This is a genomic window from Desulfoglaeba alkanexedens ALDC, from assembly GCF_005377625.1.
Lineage (GTDB): Bacteria > Desulfobacterota > Syntrophobacteria > Syntrophobacterales > DSM-9756 > Desulfoglaeba > Desulfoglaeba alkanexedens.
Genome location: NZ_CP040098.1, coordinates 220,021 through 242,055 on the forward strand (window position 1 = coordinate 220,021; position 22,035 = coordinate 242,055).

Sequence of the window (22,035 nt, forward strand, 5' to 3'; positions counted from 1 at the left end):
GTCGTTCCTTCCGGAATCCGTCCCGGCGGGCAGCGGGCATCCCCGCCGACCCGGTCAGCCTTCCGCCCGCTTCACTTCGATCCGGACGGGACAAAGGTTTCCATCTTCGGTCAGCAGCTGTACCGGAAGATCGGCAAAGTGGAGAGACGCCCCCACGGAGCCCCGTGCCATCCGCTTGTCGATTCCCACCGGACCTTCCAGCGATTCCGCCGCCGCGTGCACAACAACCCGGTCCCCTTCCTGGAGTCCCAACTCGCGGGCGTCTTCCGGGTGGAAGAGGAACCGGCCTTCCGCCTCAAGTTCCGTCGCTCCCAGCCCGTACCGAGTGAGCGTCCCGGACTGGAAGAGCGATTTTCCGAGAAAAAGCAGGAAAGGCCTGTCTTCCGAAGGCCTTACGTGCGGCGGCAGATCCGGCGCGGCCATCTCCAAGGTGGGATCCAACTTCCGTTTCCAGGTGGTGGAGCCGTACTTGGCCCGGTGGAGCTGGTTCCAGAGAAATCCTTCCCGGGGCATTTCTTTCAGCGGGTACTGTTCGTAGTGTGGAAACAGCCGCTGGATTTCTTCGAGGATCTCTTCCGGCCCGCCGTAGGCCATGGGCGTCCCCAGCCGCGCGCCGATTTCCTGGAGGATCTCCCAGTCCGCCCGCGGCCCTTCCACGAAGGCCCGCCCCAGCTGGCGCTGCACCCTGAATTCCGTGTTCGTGACAGTCCCGCCGGTCTCCACGGAGGTGAGCGCCGGAAACACGCAGTCCGCCATGGCCGCCGTTTCATTCAAGAACACTTCCTGGCACACCAGGAGATCCAGGTTTTCGAGTGCCTTTTGGGTACGGCGGCGATTGGGGAGGGTGGCGAGAAGATTGGTCCCCATAACCAGGAGCGCGCGCAGGCTCCGTCCGCTTTCCCCCGCGGCGGCGCCGATCATTTCCATGAGGGTCAGGCCCGGCCCGGCGGGCGGCCGCTTGCCCCACACTTCCGCCACGGCGTCCGCTTTATCGAAAGGTCGATAGCCCGGAAGCCAGTACGGCGAAACGCCCATGTCGGAACACCCCTGGTGATTAGCCTTTTCCGACACCAAGTGCACCTTTAGTTTCCGGCCCAGGAAGAGCAGAAGATCCGCCACGTAGCAGCCCGTTTCGTAGCCTTCCCGAAGCCCCGCCAGGTCGCAGCCTATGATGAGCGACGGCCGTTCGGCTTCCTTGAGCGCATGCGCCACAACGCTCAATTCGTCTCGGCTCATGCCCGTGTGGGCTTCCACTTCCGCCCAGCTCAGCCGCGCGAGCCCCGCCTCCAGGTTTCGGCCTCCAAGAAATTCCCCGTATTCGTGCGTCGAGAGCCCGCCTTCTTCGAAAAGTACCTTGAGCAGGCCAACCACCACCAGGCCGTAACTCCCGGGCCGGCAGTAGCCGTTCCATTGCGCCGCAGACCGCATCCGGGTCCCTCGGGAACTCACGATCACCAGGTTCTTGAGAGTCCTGTGCTTCTGCGCCTGGTTGATGTGCCAGGCGTAGGGCGGCATTTCCTTCTTCACGTCCGCCCCCAGGACCACCACGGTGTCCGCACGCCTGAGGTCCTCGTAAGAGCCCACCGCCAGTTGAAACCCGCTCACTTCACGGATTCGCCCCGGTTCCGGACCTCCGGCCTCGGTTCTTTGCACCCGCGGCCGCCCCATCACCTCCACGAACGCCCTTAGGATCTTCTGGTGATCGAGAGACGGCGTGGCGTCCACGTTGGGCGATTCCACTACGAGCCGCATGAACTTCTGAAAAACATAGTTCGACTCGTTGGTGGCCCGCGGCGACCCTACACCTCCGATGGCCTCCGGTCCGTGCTTTTCCCGGATCTCCCGCAGCCTCCCGGCCACGAAGTCGAAGGCTTCCTCCCAGCTCACCGGCTGCAGGCTGCCGTCTTTTCTGAGCATGGGCCGGGTGAGCCGTTCTGGATGTTCCAGGATGTTCAGGCTGAAGCGCCCCCGGCTGCAGATGATCCCGCCGTTGACCGGTTCGTCGAAAGACGAAGTCACCCGCTTCAGCTTCCCGTGCTTGGTGTTCAGAAAGAGGTGGCAGCCACCGCCGCAGTAGGGGCATACGGCGGGTTCTTTTTCCAGCTCCCACGCGCGGGCGCTGTACTTGAACGTCTTGTCAACGATGGCTCCCACCGGGCATACCGCGATGCACGAACCGCAGAACTCGCAGTCCATCACCGGCCCCCCCGCGGTCACAGTCGTGCGGTAGCCGCGGTTGTCGAAGTAGAGGGCCGCCGCGCCCACCCAATCCCGGCACACCCGAACGCAGCGCTCGCAGTTCACGCAGCGGTCCGGATACCGCTCGATGAGCGGCGACAAGTTGTCGTACTTGGGGACGAGTTTCACCGCCTGGTAAGGCTGTTCGCTGATCTTGAGCTCCCGGACCATGTTCTGCAGTTCGCACTCCCCGCCCTTGTCGCAGATGGGGCAGTCCAGCGGATGGTTGATCAGCAGAAGCTGAAGCACTTCCCGGCGGTAGCGATCAAGCCGCTCCGAACGGGTGGTCACCTCCATATTGTCGGCCACCGGCGTAGTGCAGGAAGGCACAGGCCGGGGCGGACCCGGCTTCACTTCCACCACACAGAGCCGGCAGCTCCCGATGGGACTCAACGCCTTGTGGTAGCACAACCTCGGGATGTAGATCCCGTTGGCGTCAGCCGCCTGCAGAATGGTCATGCCGGGCTCGGCATGGATCTCCTTGCCGTCGATCTTGAGATAAATCATCGCTAACGATCCACGTCCGCCAAAACGATGTCGATGGTTCCGATGAGGGCGATGAGGTCCGCGAGGAGTCTGCCTTCAGCCAGCTTGCTCAAGACCTGGAGGTTCGCGAAAGAGGGCGCCCGGATCTTCACGCGGAACGGTTTGGGCGACCCGTCGCTCACGATGAAAAACCCCAGCTCTCCCTTGGGGGCTTCCGTGTGGTGAAACACCTCCCCCGCCGGCGGCTTCACTCCTTCTTCCACCAGGAGAAAATGCTGAATGAGCGATTCGATGCGGGTGAGCACCGCTTCCTTGGGAGGGAAAGCCACCGTGGGATCGTCCACGCAGATGTCGCCGCCCGGAAGGCGGTCCACAGCCTGCCGGATGATCTTCGCACTCTGGCGCATTTCTTCCAGCCGCACCAGGTAGCGGTCGTAGGTGTCGCCGTTTTCGCCCGTAGGGATGTCGAAATCGTACGTTTCGTAGCCGCAGTACGGGTCGGCCCGGCGAATGTCCCAGGCGAGCCCCGAACCTCGGGCCATGGGGCCGCTCAATCCGTAGTCCAACACTTCGTCGATGGTGAGCACCCCCACGCCGCGGGTGCGCTGGAGCCAGATGGGGTTCTTGGTCAGCAGTGTTTCGTAGTCCTTCATCTTTTCGGGAAACGACAGGACGAACTCTCGGACCGCCGAATCCCAGCCGTCCGGGATGTCTCGGGCGACGCCGCCGATTCGGAAATAGCAGGGGAAAAGCCGCCCGCCGGCCACCGCCTCGAAAAAATCCATGATCTGTTCGCGTTCGCGGAGGGCATAAAAGAGCGGCGTCATGGCGCCCAGGTCGTGGGCGTGGGTGCCCAGCCAGAACAGGTGGCTGGAAATCCGTGTGAGTTCCGCCATGATCACCCGGAGCGCCTGGGCGCGCGGCGGGGCGTCGACTCCCAGGAGTCGTTCCACCGCCAGCACGAACCCCAGGTTATTGGCCGATCCCGCCAGGTAGTCGATGCGGTCGGTGAGCGGCAGGCACTGGTGGTAGGTTTTGGACTCCATGAGCTTTTCGATCCCCCGGTGGAGATAGCCGATGTCGGGGGTGCAGCGGACGATGACCTCCCCTTCCAGTTCCACCACCACACGCAGCACCCCATGGGTGCTCGGATGCTGGGGCCCTATGTTCAGGATCAACCGTTCTTCGCCGATGGGCTCCGATGCTTCGTTCTCGATTTCCGGCGAACCGTTCGCAGCCATCATGGTCCTTCCACGGGATAGTCTTTACGTAGCGGATGCCCGTCCCAATCCAGGGGGAGCAGTATTCGCGTCAGGTTGGGGTGCCCCTCGAACACGATCCCGAACAGGTCGAAACATTCCCGTTCGTGCCAATTGGCGGTGGCCCAGATACTCGAAACCGACGGAACCGCGGGCGGGTTCCCTTCCGGAGTTGTCTTCAGGCGAAGCAACCGGTTTCCGTCATGGGCCCACAGGTGATAGACCACTCGAAAACGAGGCGTTGCCGGATGGAAATCCAGGGCCGTCACATCGATCAGGTAGCGAAAACCGAACCGCGTCTTCAACGTCTCCATCACCGGAAGGAGAGCCGACCGCTCCACCATCAGGCTGTCCTGGCTCCGGTGGCATTCCCACCCGAGCACCGACCCTTCCGGCAGTGCTTCGATCAAGCGCTCGATCTGTGTGCCGCGTTCTTCCGTGCTCATCAGCCCTTCATTCCTTCAGCGTTTCCGGGAGGGTCAGGAAACTCGATGTGTCCGTATTTCCGGGTCAGGAACGGGTCCTTTTTGATCTTTTCATGCAGCTTGAGTATCCCGTAGAGCAGGGCTTCCGGCCGCGGCGGACAACCCGGGATGTAGACGTCCACGGGAAGATAGCGGTCGATCCCCTGCACCACGGCGTAGGTCCGAAAGATCCCCCCCGAAGACGCGCACGCCCCCATGGCGATCACCCACTTGGGCTCCGGCATCTGCTCGTAGATACGCACTACCGCCGGAACCATTTTCCGGGTCACCGTCCCCGCCACGATCATCAGGTCCGCCTGGCGCGGCGAAGCCCGAAACGCTTCCATGCCGAACCGCGCGATGTCGAAACGGTTGGCCGCCGTGCAGATCATTTCAATGGCACAGCACGCCAGACCGAAGGTGGCCGGCCAGACCGACGATTTTCTCGCCCAGTTTACAAATTTTTCCAGCGTGGCGGTCATCACCTGGTTCTTGATCTGCTCCTCTAGTCCCATTCCAGAGCGCCCTTTCGGTAAAGATAGACCAGCCCGATCACGAGAATCACCGCGAAGAGAAACATCTCCACAAAGCCGAACCAGCCAAGGTCTCGGAACACCACGGCCCAGGGATACAAAAAGACCGTTTCAATGTCGAAAATGATGAAAATCATGGCAACCACGTAGAACCGGATGGGATAGTGCACCGCCATGGTTCCCTGCGGGTCCACGCCACACTCGTAGGGAAGCATCTTTTCCGGCGTGCTCCGCCGCCTCCCGAGCTGCGATGAAAGGAGAAGAATGACGCTCACCAGGACGATGGTCGCCCCCATGTAGACCAGTGCGGGAACGTAATAAACCGTCATGGATGTTTCCTCGATTCGGGCCGGCACACACCCAGCGGGCATTTCCGGTCCGTAATGTGAGCCAGGTATTCGTCTCGCAGCCGTTCGATGGTCGTCCGCACGAAGAAGATGGGGCTCATACCCAGCGCGCAATTGGCGGTGGCCGACATGGTGTGGGCCACCTCGATCATGAGGTCCAGGTCGCTTTCGCGGCCGTCGCCCAGCGCGATCCGCGTAATGGTATCGTAGAGCACCCGGGTGCCGCGCCGACAGGGTGCACAGAACCCGCAGGACTCATGCTGGAAGAAGTAGAGGATGTTCCGGACCACGTCCACCACGCAGGTCTTTTCGTTCATGACCAGCATGGTTCCCGACCCCAGCGCTCCCCCCTTCTTCTGCATGGACGCATAGTCCATGACCGTGTCCAGGTGTTCGGCCGTAAAAAACCCGAAGGATGCTCCGCCGGTCTGGCACATCTTGAAGGGGACGCCGTCGCGCATGCCTCCGCCGTAGCGCTCGATGAGCTCACGGAGGGTCAGCCCGAGCGGCGCCTCAACGATCTGTGGGTGGTTCACGTGGCCGCAGATCTGGTAGAGCTTCACGCCGGGGGAATCCTCCGTTCCGAACGACCGGTACCATGCGGGGCCGCGAACGATGATAGCCGGAATGTTGGCCAGCGTTTCCACGTTGTTGACGACCGTGGGGTTCTGCCACAGCCCGCGGACCCCGGGAAAGGGCGGCTTGACCCGGGGATTTCCACGAAGGCCTTCGATGGATTCGATGAGCGCCGTTTCTTCGCCACAGACGTACGCTCCGGCCCCGGCCCGCACCTCGATGTCGAAGTCGAAACCGCTGCCCAGGATGTTTTTCCCCAGAAATCCCTTTTCGCGGGCCGCTTCCACCGCCTTTTGAAGCCGGTGCATGGAAAGCGCGTACTCACCCCGCACGTAGATGTAGCCGGTGCAGGCCCCTACCGCATAGCCGGCGATGATGAGCCCTTCGATGAGCCGGTGCGGGTTCCCTTCCATAATGTAGCGGTCTTTGAACGTGCCCGGTTCGCCTTCGTCGGCGTTACAAATCACGTATTTTTCGCGGGCCTTTAGGGGCAGCGTAAACGACCACTTGAGGCCCGTGGGAAAACCCGCTCCGCCTCGGCCGCGGAGCCCCGATTCCTTAACTTCCTCCACGACGGTTTCCGGCGTCATGGCGGTGAGCGCCTTCTTGAGGGCTTCGTAGCCGCCGATCCGCAGGTAATCGTCGATGCTTTCGGGATCGATCTCTCCCACCCCGTGAAGCAGCACCAGTTCCCTGTGAACATCCAGGTCCCTGCTCACACGGCCCCCGGAACCGGAAAGCTTTCGAAAATCCACCGTCTGTCCTTTCCGGTACCGGTCGATCACCTGAACGATCTTGTCGCGGGTCAGATTTCCGAAGACCACTTCATTGATCTGCATGGCGGGAGCCACTTCACACACCCCGAGGCACGACGAGCGCTCCAAGGTGAACAGCCCGTCCGGGGTGGTCTCCCCTTCCTCGATTCCCAGGACGTCCACGAGCACGTCAAAGACCGTTTCAGCGCCCAGCACGTGGCAGGTGGGCGACTCGCACACGCGCACGATGAACCGGCCCCGGGGCTTGAGGGAAAACATGGTGTAGAAGGTGGCGATGCCGTAGAGGTAACTCAGGTGGACGTCGTAGGCGTCGGCGATGAGGGCCAGCACGTTGGCCGGAAGCCAATTGCCGCAGACCGCCTGGGCTTCGGTGAGGAGCGGGAGGAGCGTTCCCTTGCGCCCGCGGTACTTCTCGATGACCTGCTGAAGGCTTCGGTTCTCCTGGTCGCTCAAAGCTTTCGTCTGGTTTTCGAACAGAGCTGGTCGTCGCATGATCCACTGTCCGCGGTCGCTACAGGTCAACGGAATTCGCAGAATCGGCTCCGAGAGGCGATCTCTTGTCCACAGTTCGGCGGGAGTATAGCTCACTTTCCGCCGCTGTCAATGAAAAGATTCACGAAGTCTGCTGTCTTCGTGGACATTTCTCTGAACTCCATTCATTGACGCACAGCGCAGAAAAGGCTTCACGGATCGCGCCGCGATGGGGAGTGCGTTCCACGACTTCCGAGCCGCAACCCGGTTCCGGTCGCCGCCGTCCTTGATCTCACAGCGGAAACGTGCTTTATTCCCTTTGCCGTTCGAACGTTTCGGCGGATCCCCGTTCCCGTGGAAGAGGCGCTCACTTTATGGAAACGAAACTTCGCACCCTGGCCAGCATCCACGCCAACCACTTCAGTGCTCACCTGGACGCCGTGCGCCTGCGCACCGGCAAGACCACGGAGCGCATCCGGATCGAACATCCCGAAGCCGCCGCCGTGCTCCCCTTTATCGACGCCGAAAGGATCCTCATGGTGAGGCAATGGCGGTACGCGGTCGGGCGCGCGACCTTGGAAATTCCGGCGGGAAAGGTCGACCCCGAAGAAGGACTGGAAACGTGCGCTCACCGGGAACTGCTGGAGGAGACGGGCTACCGGGCGTCGCGGCTGATTTCGCTCTTCCGCTACCACCCGGCCATCGGTTATTCGGACGAAGTGATCGAAATTTTCGCGGCCTCCGGGCTGGACGCTCACCCCGGGACCCTGGACGTGGACGAAATCTCCCATGTCGAAACCGTCCCGCTCGCGCAGGCCATGGACTGGATTGTGGACGGCACCATTTCCGACGGAAAGACAGTTCTCGGAATTTTCCTTTTCAACGAACGGATGAAACGCGGAGAAATCCCGGCCTCGTTTTTCACATGACGAGTCACGGCCATGGAAAAGATCCCTATCACTCGAAACGGATTCGATCAGCTGGAAGCTCAGCTCACCCACCTCCGCCGCGTGGTTCGACCCCAGGTCCTCGAGGAACTCCAGGAAGCCCGTTCCTTCGGCGTAAAAATCGACAACCAGCAATATCTCACGGCCCGCGAACGCCACCTGCAGATCCTCCGGAAGATCCAGGACCTGGAAGAGAAGCTCGCCCACTGCGAAGTGGTGGTGGGGCGCAAGTTCTTCCGCAAGCAGGTGGGGTTCGGAACCTGGGCCGTGATCCAGAACCTCGACACGGGGGAAACCAGTGGCTACCAACTGGTGGGGCCCTACGAATCCGACGTGGCCATGGGAAAACTCTCCGTGGAATCCCCCGTGGGCCGAGGCATCATGGGCTGCTTCGAAGGCGACGAAGTGACAGTCGACACCCCTTCCGGCACCCGGATCTATCGCGTCCTGTCCATCCAGCTCTGATCCGACGTCCGGACGCCGAACGCATCAGCCTTTCATGACTCCCAGAGGTTTGAGCCGCGCCACTTTCCGGCTGATTCCGGCCTGATGGACCACCTCCACCACGTCGCTCACATCCTTGTAGGCTTCCGGCATCTCTTCGTCCAGGGTGGCCCGGGTGGCACCGCGCACATAGATCCCGTGAGACTCCAGCTCCCGAGCGATGGAACGCCCCTGGGCGGCCTTTAGGGCCTGGTGGCGACTGAGGACTCTTCCGGCTCCATGGCAGGTGCTCCCGAAGGTCTCTTCCATGGCGCCCGGGGTTCCCACGAGCACGTAGCTGCAGCGGCCCATGTCTCCGGGGATGAGCACGGGCTGGCCCACCTGGCGGTAGATTTCGGGAACCTGCGGGAGTCCGGCGGCGAAAGCCCGGGTGGCCCCTTTTCGGTGCACGCACAGTTTGCGTTCCCGGCCTTCGAAACGGTGCGTCTCGATCTTGGCCATGTTGTGGCAGACGTCGTAAAGGACCGAAAGCCCCAGCCGTTCCGCAGAAAGTCCGAAAAAGGATTCAAAGCTCTCCCGCACCCAGTGGGTGATCAGCTGCCGGTTCGCGAAGGCGAAGTTGGCGGCGGCGCCCATGGCGGCGATGTAGTCGCGTCCTTCGGCGGATTCCACGGGGGCGCAGCACAACTGCTTGTCGGGAAGTTCGATCCCGTACTTCTTGGTGCTCTTGAGGAGCAGCCGGATGAAATCGTCGCACACCTGGTGGCCCAGGCCGCGGGACCCCGTATGAACGAAAACGGTGACCTGTCCTTCGAACAGTCCGAAAACCCGGGCCACCTCGGTGTCGAAGATCTCTTCCACCATCCCCACTTCCACGAAGTGGTTCCCGGAACCCAGCGTCCCCAGCTGGGACCTGCCTCGTTCCAGGGCCTTTTCGGAAACCTTTTCCGGGTCCGCCCAGGGAATCGTGCCCCCTTCTTCGATCCGCTCCAGGTCCGCCGGCGTCCCGAACCCCTGCGACAAGGCCCACCCGGCGCCGTCCCGGAGGACCTTTTTGAGTTCGGCCGGACTCAGCTTCAGATCTTTGCGGGAAGACCCCACCCCGGAAGGAATGTTCTGAAAAAGGGTGTTCACCAGGTCCTTGATCCGCTCATCGCCCAGTTCGCTCCGCGACAACCGGCTCGTCATGAGCCGCACCCCGCAGTTGATGTCGTAGCCGACGCCGCCCGGAGAGACGATCCCTTCGTCCATATCGAAGGCCGCAACGCCCCCGATGGGAAATCCGTAACCCCAGTGGATGTCCGGCATGGCCATGGAAGGCCCCACGATTCCGGGAAGGCAGGCCACGTTGGCCACCTGCTGGAGGCTTTCTTCTTTCCGAATGGATTCGAACATCCCGGCGCTGGCAAACACCAGTCCGTCCGTGCGCATGGCGCCGTGCCGCTTCAGGCGCCAGCGGTAAGCGTCCACGCGTTCGATATCGATGACGTTCTTCCTTTCCATGACAGACTCCTTGGCCGCTTCGAAGGTTCGTCGGCTCAGATATCCAAAATGACCTGAGCGCGCCACCCTCCGTTGATGGGCGCCACTTCCGCCTGGTGGTACGTGACGGCCTTGACGGCAAGCTTCCACCGGTGCCGCTCCGGGTCCAGCCGCTCGCCGCGCAGAGTCGCCTTCAGCGAAACGCCGGGGCCGACGGTCACGCGAAATTTGGAAAAAAGCAGCCCTTCGGTTTCGAAAAGGTAGAGGAGTTCCGACAGCCAGGCGACCAGCAGTTCGTCGAGGGAGTCTCCTTCAAGTCGGAGGGACCGTTCTTCGACGGGGTTCACGTCCGAAAGGTCCACCATGAGGTCCGTGAAGGCGGCTCCGGCGCGTTGGAACAGTTCGTCGAGCGTTTTGCCGGTCACCCGGAAACCCACGTCGGCCGTATGATCGATCCATTCGTATAACGGAGTTTCCATGGAAACCTCCCCCTCGTTCATCCAGGCGGCGCCGACCCTATTTTTACTAATAGCATATCATAAAAGGTGGCGCTCCATGCGGCATTGCAGATTTTAGCTTGTTCCCAAGCTCCAGCTTGGGAACACAACTGTGCAGAAGCTCCAGCTTCGGTTCCCATGAGGCCGTTCCCAAGCCAGTGCTTTGGAACGAGGGGAAAGTCAAAAAATCCCCCTCTCCCCCTCCCCTTAATCCCCTCCCACAAGGGGAGGGGAAATAAAATTCCACCTTGTTCCCAAGCTCCAGATCACCTTCACCTCGTTCATCCAGGCGGCGCCAGTCATCTCTATATGTTATAAAAAGCAGCGCTCAATCCGCCCCAGCCGCAGAGACAAAGGAGCCCGCCCTACACGGGGCTCTCTTTATAGTAGTCGGCCTGCCGGCCACCCCAGTCGCGGCCAAGGCCGCTCCTACACATGGTTTGAGCGGCCAAGGCCGCTCCTGCACGTGATTTGCGTCGCGGTCAGGGACGATGCTGCATGGAACCGAAAGCACGGCTCTTTCACACGCAAACAGAGGTGCGAAGAAAGGCGGACGGCCAGATTCGGCTTGACTTGCCCGGGGGTGCTCTTTAGAATGCGACTACTTTGAACGGGCGGGTATAGCTCAGCTGGTAGAGCACAAGCTTCCCAAGCTTGGGGTCGCGGGTTCGAATCCCGTTGCCCGCTCCATTTGAAGGATGACGGCTCACCCTTCCAAAGGCGGAAGGCTTCCCCTGTTGAGGCGGCTGTAGTTGCAGGTCTCAATGCAGGCCGGCTTCGACTCGTGGATGACGATGTTGAACTTGAACTCGCTTTAAAGACTCTCGGATCCATATCCGGGAATCGGGATCACGTTGACGAATCGTCTGCCAATGGAAGTGGGCATAGCCCGCTTTTTTTTTTGTTTTCGCCTCGAACCGGGTTGTACGGCGGAAACATTGGATAAATCAGGCGATCGGGCGGAAAGGATCGGACGGCCGAACGAGCCATGGAACCACGAGACAGGGCGGCGGAAGACAAAGCCAGGCAACGGGTCCAGGACATCTGGGCGCTCGTCCAGCCTGTGATTCAAGCCGAAGGGTTGCGGCTGATCGAAGTGGAATACCGGCGTGAACCCAAAGGCTGGGTTCTTCGCTTCTTCATCGACCGGGAAGACGGCGTCACGGTGGACGACTGCGCGCGGATCAGCCAGGTGGTGGGGGACCTGCTGGATGTAGCCGACCCCATCCCCGCTGCGTATCACCTTGAAGTTTCTTCTCCGGGACTGAACCGGCCGCTGAGGCGACGCGAGCATTTCGTGGAACAGGTGGGCAACGTGGTCCAGGTCCGAACGGTCGAACCTCTCGGGAGGCGCCGTAACTTCAAGGGCCTGCTCACGTCCGTGGGCGAAGACGACTTCACGGTGGAATGCGACGGCCAGCCCTTTCGCATCGCCTTCGACCTCGTCGAGCGAGCCAGACTTTGTTACTTTGAATCTCAAGAAAAACGATCATGACCTCGCGGCATCCAGGGGTTTGAACATCGCGCCGGGGACAGCGTTTTGAGACGAGGAGAAAGAAGACTATGGTGAGCGAACTGAAGCGGTTGATCGATCAGGTCAGTCGGGAAAAGGGGATCGACCGCCAGACCTTGACTCAGACCCTTGAAGAGGCGGTCAAGTCGGCCGTCAAGAAACGTTACGGGTCCAAGACGGACATCGAGGTCGCCTTCAACGAGGAATTCGGCGAGATGGAGGCGTTCATCTTCAAGGAAGTGGTGGACCAGGTGGAAGACCCCGAAATCCAGATCGGCCTCGATGACGCCCGGGAACTGGATCCCGAGGCGCAGATCGGCGACGAGTTGGGCATTCGCATGGACACGGACACACTGGGGCGGATCGCCGCTCAGTCCGCCAAGCAGGTGATCATCCAGAAGATGAAGGACGCCGAGCGCGAGGCGGTCTACGAAGAGTTCAAGGACCGGCGCCGGGAAATCGTGAACGGCATCGTGCAGCGTGTGGATCGTTCGGGCATCATCGTGAATCTGGGACGCGCGGAAGCCGTCCTACCGCCCAAGGAACAGATCCCCCGGGAAGTTTACCGCCAGGGGGACCGTATCCGGGCCTACATCCTCGATGTCAAAAAGATCAGCAAGGGGCCGCAGATCGTGTTGAGCCGCACCCATCCGGATTTTCTCATTCAACTTTTCCGCATGGAGGTGCCTGAGATCGCCGAGGGCATCGTGAGCATCATCAGCGCGGCCCGGGAGCCGGGTTCACGCGCCAAGATCGCCGTGGTGTCCAAGGAGTCCGACGTGGACCCGGTGGGAGCCTGCGTGGGCATGAAGGGAGCGCGGGTTCAGAGCGTGGTGCAGGAACTGAGGGGAGAAAAGATCGACATCGTGCCCTGGAACATGGATCCGGCGAAGTTCGTGGTGAACGCTCTGGCGCCGGCCATCATCACCAAGGTGATCATCGACCAGGCCAACAAGAACATGGAAGTGATCGTCCCCGACGACCAGCTGTCGCTCGCCATCGGCCGGCGGGGCCAGAACGTGCGCCTGGCTTCGCGGATCACCAATTGGCACATCGACGTCAAGAGCGAATCGCGCTACGAAAGACAGAAACACGCCGACTACCAGTCCCTGCTGCAGATCAGCGGACTCAGCGAAGAACTGGCCGATCGGCTCTACGAAGCCGGCATCACGTCACTGGACGAATTCGCGGAAGCTCCCTTGGAAGAACTCCAGGGACTCACCAAGCTGGCGCCGGAAAGCCTGGAAAGCATGCAGGAAGAGGCTCGAAGGCTCCTTGAAGAGGGCTACGGCCTGGAAGAAGGTGAAGCCGAAGCGGAACCACCGGCCGCGTCCGCCGAAACCCCGGCCGCCGAGGAAGAACCGGCGCCGGAATCGGTGGTGGAAGCCGCCCGGGAGCCGGAGGTTCCCGAGGTTCTTCCCGCACCCGGCGAAACCACCGGAGGACGGTGAGGGTGCGACGGGGACATCGACCCGAAAGGACCTGCGTGATTTGCCGCACCCGACGGCCCAAGACGGCCCTCATTCGGCTCGCCCTGGATTCCGGCGGGCTGGTGACCGTAGACCCTGGGCAGCGGGCGCCGGGACGAGGCGCTTACACCTGCCCTTCCTGTCTGCCCGAACTGCGCTTCGACAGGCGGATTCAACGGGCCTTTCGTCAACGGGCGCAAGGATTTCATTCTTCGCTGGACGCATTGCTGAGGGGAGACGCAAACGATTCGATCGCAACACGAGCCTAAAGAAAGACGGGCGGGAGGCACTGGCCGCTTGCCTTTGGGTTTCAGGCTGTCGTGCCGACGCTACCGGGGGTGCCTTGCGCCTGACGCGGCACGTTGCAGTGCCGTCTCAAAAGGGGGATATTCATGGCGCGGATGAGGGTGCACGAGCTGGCCAAAGAGCTCAATGTGAACACCAAGGAACTGATAGACCGGATTATGAAGCTTGGGATTCCGGTCAAAAACCATATGAGCACCTTGACCGACTCGTCTGTGGAAAGAATCCGGGAACATTTCGAGGAAGCGACCGTCGAGCGCGTGGAAAAGACCCGGGTGGCCCGGGGCGTCATCCGCCGCCGGCGGACGACGACTCTTGAGGAATTTCCCGCGGAAGCCCCGGCTGAGGCGGAACAGGTTGAGGAGGTGGTGGGCGCCGCGGCCGAAGTTCCCGCATCGGAAGCCCCCGCCGCGGTTGAAGTGACCGGAGAGGTATCCGAGGCCGTCGGTCCGCCCGAAGCCCCCGTCGAAGTCGTTGCTGTGGAACCCGACGGCGCGGTGGAAACGGAAATCCAAGCGAAGGCGGTGACGGAAACCCCCGCCGTGGAACCGCCTTCGGAAGAAGTGGAAGCAGCGACGCTCTTGGAAGCGCCGGCGCCCGCTTCTGAACCCGGCGCCGAACCGGTGGAAGCCGAGGCATCCGAGGAAGTCGCCGAAGAGGCCCCCGAAGAGACCTTCGAAGAAACGGAGGCCGCAGCTGAAGGCGAAGCGGCCGAGGTTCCCGCGGCGGTGACTGCCGAAGGCGAAGTAACCGCCGAAGGCGAAGAGGAGGAGGAAGAAGAAGACGCTTCCAAGCCCAAGAAGGCCAAACGGCGCCGGCGTAAGAAGCGCAAGGAGGAGCCGGCCCGGATCATTCGACTTCCGGACATCGTGCCGGAAGAACCCGCTGAGGAGGTGGACATCCCGGCACCCATCGCGCGGCTCAAGCCCGACGAACAGGTGTCCCGCGAATCCCTGCGCAAGAAGCGCGTGAAAGAGCCGGACGCCAGGGAAATCGCCGATCACAAGGTGCGCAAGCCGCGGAAGGAAGTCGTCGGCCGCGAAAACCTCTATACCAAGAAGGAACTGGCCGCTCAGGCCGAACGCGGCAGGGTGAAGGACCGCAGGGCCGAAGGCCGAGAACCGCACAAGCAGGTGGTCACGGTCCCCAAGGCCGCCAAGCGGCGCGTCAAGATCGATGAAGCGATCACCGTGGCCAACCTGGCCAAGCAGATGGGGGTCAAGGCCACCGAAGTCATCAAGAAGCTGCTGCTGCTCGGGCTCCCCGCCAACATCAACCAGGCCCTGGACTTCGACACTTCCGCCCTGCTGGCGTCCGAATTCGGCTACGAAGTGGAAAGAGCGGGCTTCGAAGAGGAGGAAGTGTTGCAGGTTCAGCAAGACCACCCCGAAGATCTCCGGCCCCGCCCGCCGGTGGTCACCGTCATGGGACACGTGGACCACGGCAAGACCTCACTGCTCGACGCCATCCGCCACAGCAACGTGATCGCCGGTGAAGCGGGAGGCATCACCCAGCACATCGGCGCCTACTACGTGCAGCTCGATACCGGCGACGTGGTGTTCCTCGATACCCCCGGCCACGAGGCGTTCACCGCCATGCGGGCCCGCGGCGCCGAGGTGACCGACATCGTGATCCTCGTGGTGGCGGCCGACGACGGCGTGATGCAGCAGACGGTGGAAGCCATCAACCATTCGAAGGCCGCGGGGGTTCCCATCATCGTCGCCATCAACAAGATCGACAAACCCGACGCCAACGTGGAACGGGTAAAGCGGGAACTGGCCGACCACGGTTTGATACCGGAAGAATGGGGCGGCGACGTGACCATGGTCGAAATATCGGCCAAAAAGGGCATCGGTATCGACGACCTCCTGGAAATGGTTCTGCTCCAGGCCGAACTGATGGAACTAAAGGCCAACCCCGACAAGCCGGCCAGAGGCCACGTGATCGAAGCCAAGCTGGACAAGGGCCGCGGCCCGGTGGCCACCGTGCTCGTCCAGGAAGGCACGCTCCGGGAAGGAGACGTCTACGTGTGTGGGACGTATTCCGGCCGTGTCCGCAGCATGTTCAACGACCGCGGCCAGCGGATCACCGTTGCTGGCCCCGCCTGGCCGGTGGAAGTGGTCGGGCTTTCCGGCGTGCCCAACGCTGGGGACGACTTCGTGGTGCTCGCCGATGAAAAACAGGCCAAAGCGGTGGCCGAACATCGCCAGGTGAAGCAGCGCGAAAAGGAACTGACCCGCACCACCAAGGTCACCCTGGAGAAGCTCTACGAACAGATCAAGGAAGGCCAGATCAAGGAAGTCAACGTCATCCTGAAGACCGACGTGCAGGGGTCGCTGGAAGCCATCGCCGATTCTCTGGAAAAGCTCTCGACGCCGGACGTCAAGGTGAACCTGCTCCACAGCGGCACAGGCGCCATATCCGAAAGCGACGTCATGCTGGCCTCGGCTTCCAACGCCATCGTGATCGGGTTCAACGTCCGAGCGGACGTCAATGCCCTGGAACTGGCCGAACAGGAGAGCGTGGACATCCGTTACTACGACGTCATCTACCAGATCCTGAACGACATCAGGGACGCCATGGTGGGCATGCTCGAGCCCACCTTCGAAGAAAACGTCATAGGGCGGGCGGAAGTCCGCCAGACATTCCACGTTTCCAAGGTGGGCACCATCGCCGGATGTTACGTAGTGAGCGGCAAGGTGGAACGCAATGCCAAGGTCCGCGTGGTCCGCGACGGCGTCGTGGTCTACGACGGCAAGATCGCCTCGCTGAAGCGCTTCAAGGACGACGTGAAGGAAGTGAAGTCGGGCTTCGAGTGCGGCCTGACCGTGGACAATTTCAACGACATCAAGTCCGGCGACATCCTGGAGGCCTACGAGATGGTGGAAATCAAGCCGACCCTGGAACCCGGTTCCTCCGAACAGAACAGCCGGTGACGGGCGGGGGGAGGCATCGAGGGGCATGACGGTGGGTGTGGCGCGCGTTACTTTCATCCTTCACGGGAATCAATCGCTCAAGGGCAAGCGAAAGGTGGTCAAGAGCCTGATCGAAAAGTGCCGCCACCGTTTCAACGTCTCGGTGGCCGAAGTGGACCACCAAGACCTCCACCAGCGAACGACGGTGGCCGTGGCCGTGGTCGGAAGCGATTCCAGGCTGGTCAATTCCATCCTCGACCGCATCATCGAATACCTGGATTCGCTGGGCCTGGCGGACCTGGCGGACCACCAGATCGAACTCATCCGGCTATGATTCTTCCGGCCGCAAAGACGGCGGTTGGAGGGATCGGGAGTGTGAAGCGCATGGCGGAATACAAGCGTTCCCAGAGGGTCGCGGATCTCCTGCAGCGGGTCATCGCCGAACTGCTGTACCGGCGGGTCCGGGATCCCCGACTGGCCAGGGTGACCATCACCGGGGTGGACGTGACGCCCGACCTGCGCATGGCTCGGGTTTACTACTGTTTCGTGGGAACCGACGAGGAAAAGGCTCCCGTTGCGGACGCTCTGGAACGGGCGAAGGGTTTCATCCGCAGGGAAGTGGGACTCAGGGTTCACCTGCGCTACACACCGGAACTGGTGTTTCACTACGATACCTCTTTCGAATACAGTGAAAAAATCGATCACCTTCTTCGCGAGTTGCGACACGATGAATGACACCTCTTCGACCGGGATGGAAGCTATCTGCGAGGCGCTTCGGCGGTACCGGCGTTTCGCCGTGGTGACCCACGAGCATCCGGACGGGGACGCGGTGGGATCCGTGCTGGCCATGACCACCCTATTGGACCGGCTGGGAAAGGAAGCGCATCCCTACTGCCAAGATCCGTTTCCCCCGGGCCACGACTTTCTACCCGGTACATCCAGGGTCCGTCGCGGACCCGACGATCCCGGGCGATACGAAGCGGTGGTGCTGGTGGACTGCGGGGAGTTCTCGCGGGTGGGCCCGCCCCTGGCCGAAGCCTTCGCTCACGTACCGGTGGTCATCAACATCGACCACCATGTGAGCCGCCGGCCGTTCGGCACCTTTTCCTGGGTGGAAGAGACGGCCAGCAGCACCTGCGAGATGCTTTACGAACTGAGCCTCGGACTGGGGATCAAGCTCGACGAGACGTTGGCGTCTCAGCTCTACATGGGGCTCATGACGGACACGGGCGGTTTTCGGTTTTCCAACACGAACCAGAAGGTGCTGGAGATCGCCGCTCGGCTTGTGGCGGCCGGCGCCGATCCGGCACGGATAGCCGCCGAGGTGTACGAGTCGGCATCGCCTCAGGGGCTTCGCCTTTTGGCCGAAGTCCTGAACACGGTTGAGTTCCACGCCGGCGAACGGTTGGCCGCGGCGGAACTGACCCGAAGCATGCTGGAAAGGACCGGCGGCACCCGTTCGGACAGCGAAGGGTTCATCAACCACCTGCGCGCGGTGAAGCCGGTTCAGATCGCCATCCTCTTCAAGGAAGAAGAAAACGGGCTGATTCACGTGAGCCTGAGGTCCAAAGGGAACGCCGACGTGGCCTCGTTCGCCCAGTCCCACGGCGGCGGCGGTCACCGGCGCGCGGCCGCCTTTCGCACGAACGGTTCCATGGATGCGGTAAGGGCCCGCATTGTTCGCGAAGCCCTGGGTTGCCTGACCGATGATTGACGAACCGCTTGCACCTCCAAGCCCCGGGGAACCAGCGACCGCCGCGGACCAAACACTCGTCGAAGACGGCGTGCTGCTCATCGACAAGCCCGCCTCCATGACTTCCCACACGGTGGTCGACAAGGTTCGGCGGTGGCTCCGGGTCAGGAAGGCCGGGCACTGCGGCACACTGGACCCGTTCGCCACCGGGCTTCTGGTGGTGTGCGTGAACCGGGCCACCCGCATCGCGGATCTCCTAACCGGCGACGACAAGGTCTACCGCTTCGAGATGCAACTCGGCGTGGAAACGGACACCCACGATCCCACCGGCGAAGAGATCCGCCGCCACCAGGGCGCACCGGTCGCCCGGGAAGACTTCGCGGCGGTCCTGGAACGGTTCCGGGGTTCTATCCTGCAGGAAGTGCCGGCGCACGCGGCCGTCAAGGTCAGGGGACGCAGGCTCTATGAGTGGACCCGTTCCGGCGTGGACGTGGAACGTCCCAGCCGTCGCATCACCATCCACCGGCTGGAACTCGTCCATTACCACTGGCCGCTCGCTGTTTTGGACCTTCGCTGCTCAAAGGGAACCTATGTCCGCCGGCTTGCGGCAGATATCGGAAACATGCTGGGCTGCGGCGCTCATGTCACCCGGCTGACCCGACTGGCCAGCGGCCCGTTTCACCTCGATGCAGCGGTAAGCATGGAAGAGGTCCAGTCATGGAGGGCTCAGCCCCAGTGGCAGTCCCGCCTCATTCCCATCCACCGCGCCTTGGACCACCTGCCCCGGATCATCGTCGAAGATGAGCATCTGCGGAGACGGCTCCGGCAGGGAATCCTGGATCCGGTCTGGGAGGAACAGCATCGGCAAGCCGCCGAGGCCGGGGACCTCCCCGTGTGCTTGGTGAGCCCCGAAGGCGGACTCCTGGCTCTCTGGCGGCCTGCCGCACCGGACCGAAAACGTCAGTTGCGGGTCTTTTCTTGAAAACAAAATGAAGGACAAGGAGGAATCACCGTGGTATTGACCCCTGAGCGGAAAAAGGAAATCATCGACACTTTCAAGACCCACCCGACGGACACAGGGTCGCCGGAAGTCCAGATCGCTCTTTTGAGCGAGCGCATCAGTTACCTGACCGAGCATTTCAAGACCCACAAGAAAGATCACCATTCGCGGAGGGGGCTTTTGAAGCTGGTGGGGCAACGCCGCCAGTTGCTGAACTATCTGAAGAAGAAAAACATCCATCGCTACCAGACGGTTATCGAGAGGCTGGGGCTGCGCCGCTGACGGGAAGGCCCGCAGGGAACACCGATCCGCGCAGCCGGTTCAGCCCGCCTGCCGCCCGGTTTTGAAGCCTCGGCAAGAAGGCGGCGGCCGGGACCTGTGGAAGCGGTCACAGGTCCCGCCGAACGGAAGCTCAACCGGAACCGGCCGGGCTTTGCCCGGCCGCCGGCGGAAGTCGGTGTTGCAGCCGTCCATGATTTTTACAAACGCGATTGGCAAGGGAGAACAGGACCCCTATGAAGACAAGTGTACAGGTTGAAGTGGGTGGACGCCCGCTTGTTCTGGAGACCGGTGAAGTCGCACGTCAGGCCGGCGGATCCATTCTGGCCAGGTACGGCGACACCGTGGTGCTGGTGGCCGCGGTGCAGGAAGACCGCGTGCGCGAAGGCATCGATTTCGTCCCCCTCATGGTGGAATACCAGGAGATGAGTTACGCCGCGGGACGCATCCCCGGCGGTTTTTTCCGGCGCGAAATCGGACGCCCCAGCGAAAAGGAAACTCTGACTTCGCGGCTCATCGACCGTCCAATTCGGCCCCTTTTCCCCAAGGGCTTCAACTATGAAACCCAGGTGATCGCCACGGTCCTTTCCGTGGACCAGGTGAACGAGCCCGACGTGGTCGCCCTTTCCGCGGCTTCCGCTGCACTGCACCTTTCGGCCATCCCCTTCAAGGGGCCCGTGGCGGCGGTCCGCGTGGGACGTGTAGACGGCCGGTACGTCATCAATCCCAGCAAACTGGAACTGGAACGCAGCGACATGAACGTGGTGGTGGCCGGGAGCCGGGACGCCGTGGTGATGGTGGAAGGCGGAGCGGATTTCGTCTCCGAAGAAGACCTGGTGGAAGCCATCGATCGAGCTCACCAGGCCATCCTTCCCATCCTGGACGCCCAGGAGGAACTGCGGCGGCTGGCCGGCACAGCCAAGCAGGAGATCCCGGAAACCGCTCCCGACCCGGCCCTTGTGGAAGCGATCCGCAGTGCGGCCGCCGATCCCATGCGCGAGGTCATGACCACCCCCGACAAGCTGCTCCGCCGGGACCGCAAGCGGGAGCTCAAGAAAAAGGTCGTCCAGGAACTTTCCACCACCTATCCCGACCGGGAGAAGGAAATGGAGGGAATCCTCGAAGACCTGGAAAAAGAAACGGTCCGGCGCATGCTGGTCCGAGACAGCCGAAGGATCGACGGCCGCCGGTTCGACGAAGTCCGCCCCATCAGCATCCAGGTGGGACTGCTTCCGCGAACCCACGGTTCAGCCCTCTTCCGGCGGGGCGAAACCCAGGTGCTGGCGGTTGTCACACTGGGCTCTTCCTCCGATGAACAGAAGATCGAAGCCCTCACTGGCGAAACCTTCAAGTCATTCATGCTTCACTACAATTTCCCGCCCTACAGCGTGGGTGAAGTGAAGCCGCTTCGCGGCCCGGGACGGCGGGAAATCGGCCACGGCGCCCTGGCGGAGCGCGCCGTGAAGGCCATACTGCCGCCCAACGGCGATTTTCCGTACACCATCCGGGTGGTTTCCGAGGTGCTGGAATCCAACGGGTCCAGTTCCATGGCCACCGTCTGCGGCGCCAGCCTGGCCCTCATGGACGCCGGCGTCCCGGTGCGCGAACCGGTGGCCGGGATCGCCATGGGGCTTGTGAAGGAAAGCGACCAGTTCATCGTCCTCTCCGATATCCTGGGCGACGAAGACCACCTGGGAGACATGGACTTCAAGGTCACCGGAAACGAACGCGGCATCACCGCCTTCCAGATGGACGTGAAAATCCCGGGTATCGACCGAAACATCATGACCCGGGCGCTCAACCAGGCCCGCGCCGGCCGCCTCCACATCCTGGAAAAGATGAAAGCGGCCATGCCCGCTCCGCGAGCCGAACTGTCCCCTTACGCGCCGCGCATGACGGTCATCCAGATCAACCCCGACAAGATCCGCGACATCATCGGACCGGGCGGCAAGGTGATTCGAGCCATCGTGGCCGAAACAGGCACCAAGATCGACGTGGACGATTCCGGCCGGGTGGTGATCATGAGCCCCGACCAGTCGGCGTGCGACAAAGCGATCAAGCGCATCAAGGACCTCACCCAGGAACCCGCGGTGGGCGAAGTCTACCTGGCCCGCGTGACCAAGGTCACCGACTTCGGGGCGTTCGCCGAGATCTTTCCCAACACCGAGGGCCTCATACACATCTCGCAGCTCGACCACAAGCGGGTCCACAAGGTCACCGACGTGGTCAAGGAAGGCGACGAGGTGCTGGTGAAGATCATCGACATCGACCGGGAAGGCCGCATCCGACTCAGTCGCAAAGCCGTGATCGAAAAACCGCAGCAACCCCGGGAGTCGTGAGGTC

Annotated in this window: 20 protein-coding genes and 1 tRNA gene; 13 read left to right on the top strand and 8 right to left on the bottom strand. The window is 62.1% G+C overall.

The window, feature by feature from the left end; translation table 11 throughout:
- Positions 1-54 precede the first annotated feature (54 nt).
- From FDQ92_RS01135 to nuoF, 6 genes are read right to left on the bottom strand one after another with little or no spacing between them, the layout of a single operon-like run.
- Positions 55-2,745 (bottom strand): molybdopterin-dependent oxidoreductase, encoded by a 2,691-nt coding sequence (locus FDQ92_RS01135; protein ID WP_137422893.1) that lies wholly within the window; start codon positions 2,743-2,745, stop codon positions 55-57.
- Positions 2,746-2,747: 2 nt separating this feature from the next.
- Positions 2,748-3,965 carry an NADH dehydrogenase (quinone) subunit D gene (gene nuoD, locus FDQ92_RS01140; RefSeq protein ID WP_137425657.1) on the bottom strand — a complete coding sequence of 406 codons (1,218 nt, stop codon included), beginning with the start codon at positions 3,963-3,965 and terminating at the stop codon, positions 2,748-2,750.
- Entirely contained in the window at positions 3,965-4,429 is a 465-nt protein-coding gene (locus FDQ92_RS01145; protein ID WP_137422894.1) for an NADH-quinone oxidoreductase subunit C, read from the bottom strand. Before FDQ92_RS01145 ends, nuoD begins: the two co-directional genes overlap by 1 nt.
- Entirely contained in the window at positions 4,429-4,962 is a 534-nt protein-coding gene (locus FDQ92_RS01150) for an NADH-quinone oxidoreductase subunit B (protein ID WP_137422895.1), read from the bottom strand. The genes FDQ92_RS01145 and FDQ92_RS01150 overlap by 1 nt, the downstream gene beginning before the upstream one ends.
- Entirely contained in the window at positions 4,953-5,309 is a 357-nt protein-coding gene (locus FDQ92_RS01155) for an NADH-quinone oxidoreductase subunit A (RefSeq protein ID WP_137422896.1), read from the bottom strand. The genes FDQ92_RS01150 and FDQ92_RS01155 overlap by 10 nt, the downstream gene beginning before the upstream one ends.
- Positions 5,306-7,171 (bottom strand): NADH-quinone oxidoreductase subunit NuoF, encoded by a 1,866-nt coding sequence (gene nuoF / locus FDQ92_RS01160; protein WP_137422897.1) that lies wholly within the window; start codon positions 7,169-7,171, stop codon positions 5,306-5,308. Before nuoF ends, FDQ92_RS01155 begins: the two co-directional genes overlap by 4 nt.
- A 353-nt stretch (positions 7,172-7,524) precedes the next feature.
- On the opposite strand from nuoF, the gene FDQ92_RS01165 reads away from it, so the two are divergent.
- Together FDQ92_RS01165 and FDQ92_RS01170 are read left to right on the top strand one after the other, a co-directional pair.
- A complete protein-coding gene (locus FDQ92_RS01165) occupies positions 7,525-8,079 on the top strand; it encodes an NUDIX domain-containing protein (RefSeq protein ID WP_137422898.1) in 555 nt (184 codons plus the stop codon).
- A 12-nt stretch (positions 8,080-8,091) separates the two neighbouring features.
- A complete protein-coding gene (locus FDQ92_RS01170; protein WP_137422899.1) occupies positions 8,092-8,562 on the top strand; it encodes a GreA/GreB family elongation factor in 471 nt (156 codons plus the stop codon).
- A gap of 24 nt (positions 8,563-8,586) precedes the next feature.
- Here the strand turns inward: FDQ92_RS01170 and FDQ92_RS01175 are convergent, their stop codons facing one another.
- Together FDQ92_RS01175 and FDQ92_RS01180 are read right to left on the bottom strand one after the other, a co-directional pair.
- Positions 8,587-10,044 carry an RtcB family protein gene (locus FDQ92_RS01175; RefSeq protein WP_137422900.1) on the bottom strand — a complete coding sequence of 486 codons (1,458 nt, stop codon included), beginning with the start codon at positions 10,042-10,044 and terminating at the stop codon, positions 8,587-8,589.
- A 35-nt stretch (positions 10,045-10,079) separates the two neighbouring features.
- Positions 10,080-10,502 (bottom strand): archease, encoded by a 423-nt coding sequence (locus FDQ92_RS01180; RefSeq protein WP_137422901.1) that lies wholly within the window; start codon positions 10,500-10,502, stop codon positions 10,080-10,082.
- A 632-nt stretch (positions 10,503-11,134) separates the two neighbouring features.
- Between FDQ92_RS01180 and FDQ92_RS01185 the strand changes: the two genes are divergently transcribed.
- The 11 genes from FDQ92_RS01185 to pnp all read left to right on the top strand — a co-directional run bounded on the left by FDQ92_RS01185 (position 11,135) and on the right by pnp (position 22,031).
- Positions 11,135-11,210, top strand: a tRNA-Gly gene (locus tag FDQ92_RS01185).
- A gap of 298 nt (positions 11,211-11,508) precedes the next feature.
- On the top strand, positions 11,509-12,015 hold the full coding sequence (locus tag FDQ92_RS01190; protein WP_137422902.1) for a ribosome maturation factor RimP: 507 nt from the start codon (positions 11,509-11,511) through the stop codon (positions 12,013-12,015).
- A 68-nt stretch (positions 12,016-12,083) separates the two neighbouring features.
- Positions 12,084-13,484, top strand: coding sequence for a transcription termination factor NusA (gene nusA, locus FDQ92_RS01195; protein WP_137422903.1), 1,401 nt, complete (start codon positions 12,084-12,086; stop codon positions 13,482-13,484).
- Between the two features lie 35 nt (positions 13,485-13,519).
- Positions 13,520-13,771 (top strand): YlxR family protein, encoded by a 252-nt coding sequence (locus FDQ92_RS16370; protein ID WP_170180123.1) that lies wholly within the window; start codon positions 13,520-13,522, stop codon positions 13,769-13,771.
- A gap of 123 nt (positions 13,772-13,894) precedes the next feature.
- Positions 13,895-16,741 carry a translation initiation factor IF-2 gene (infB, locus tag FDQ92_RS01205; protein ID WP_137422905.1) on the top strand — a complete coding sequence of 949 codons (2,847 nt, stop codon included), beginning with the start codon at positions 13,895-13,897 and terminating at the stop codon, positions 16,739-16,741.
- Positions 16,742-16,766: 25 nt separating this feature from the next.
- Complete coding sequence (locus FDQ92_RS01210) at positions 16,767-17,054, top strand: DUF503 domain-containing protein (RefSeq protein WP_137422906.1); 288 nt, start codon at positions 16,767-16,769, stop codon at positions 17,052-17,054.
- Between the two features lie 50 nt (positions 17,055-17,104).
- On the top strand, positions 17,105-17,455 hold the full coding sequence (gene rbfA, locus FDQ92_RS01215) for a 30S ribosome-binding factor RbfA (RefSeq protein ID WP_137422907.1): 351 nt from the start codon (positions 17,105-17,107) through the stop codon (positions 17,453-17,455).
- A complete protein-coding gene (locus FDQ92_RS01220; RefSeq protein WP_137422908.1) occupies positions 17,448-18,434 on the top strand; it encodes a DHH family phosphoesterase in 987 nt (328 codons plus the stop codon). Before rbfA ends, FDQ92_RS01220 begins: the two co-directional genes overlap by 8 nt.
- Positions 18,427-19,395: a tRNA pseudouridine(55) synthase TruB gene (gene truB / locus FDQ92_RS01225; RefSeq protein WP_137422909.1), complete on the top strand. Its 969-nt coding sequence runs from the start codon at positions 18,427-18,429 to the stop codon at positions 19,393-19,395. The genes FDQ92_RS01220 and truB overlap by 8 nt, the downstream gene beginning before the upstream one ends.
- A 30-nt stretch (positions 19,396-19,425) precedes the next feature.
- Entirely contained in the window at positions 19,426-19,695 is a 270-nt protein-coding gene (rpsO, locus tag FDQ92_RS01230) for a 30S ribosomal protein S15 (RefSeq protein ID WP_137422910.1), read from the top strand.
- 233 nt (positions 19,696-19,928) lie between these two features.
- On the top strand, positions 19,929-22,031 hold the full coding sequence (gene pnp / locus FDQ92_RS01235; RefSeq protein WP_137422911.1) for a polyribonucleotide nucleotidyltransferase: 2,103 nt from the start codon (positions 19,929-19,931) through the stop codon (positions 22,029-22,031).
- The last annotated feature ends 4 nt before the right edge of the window (positions 22,032-22,035 follow it).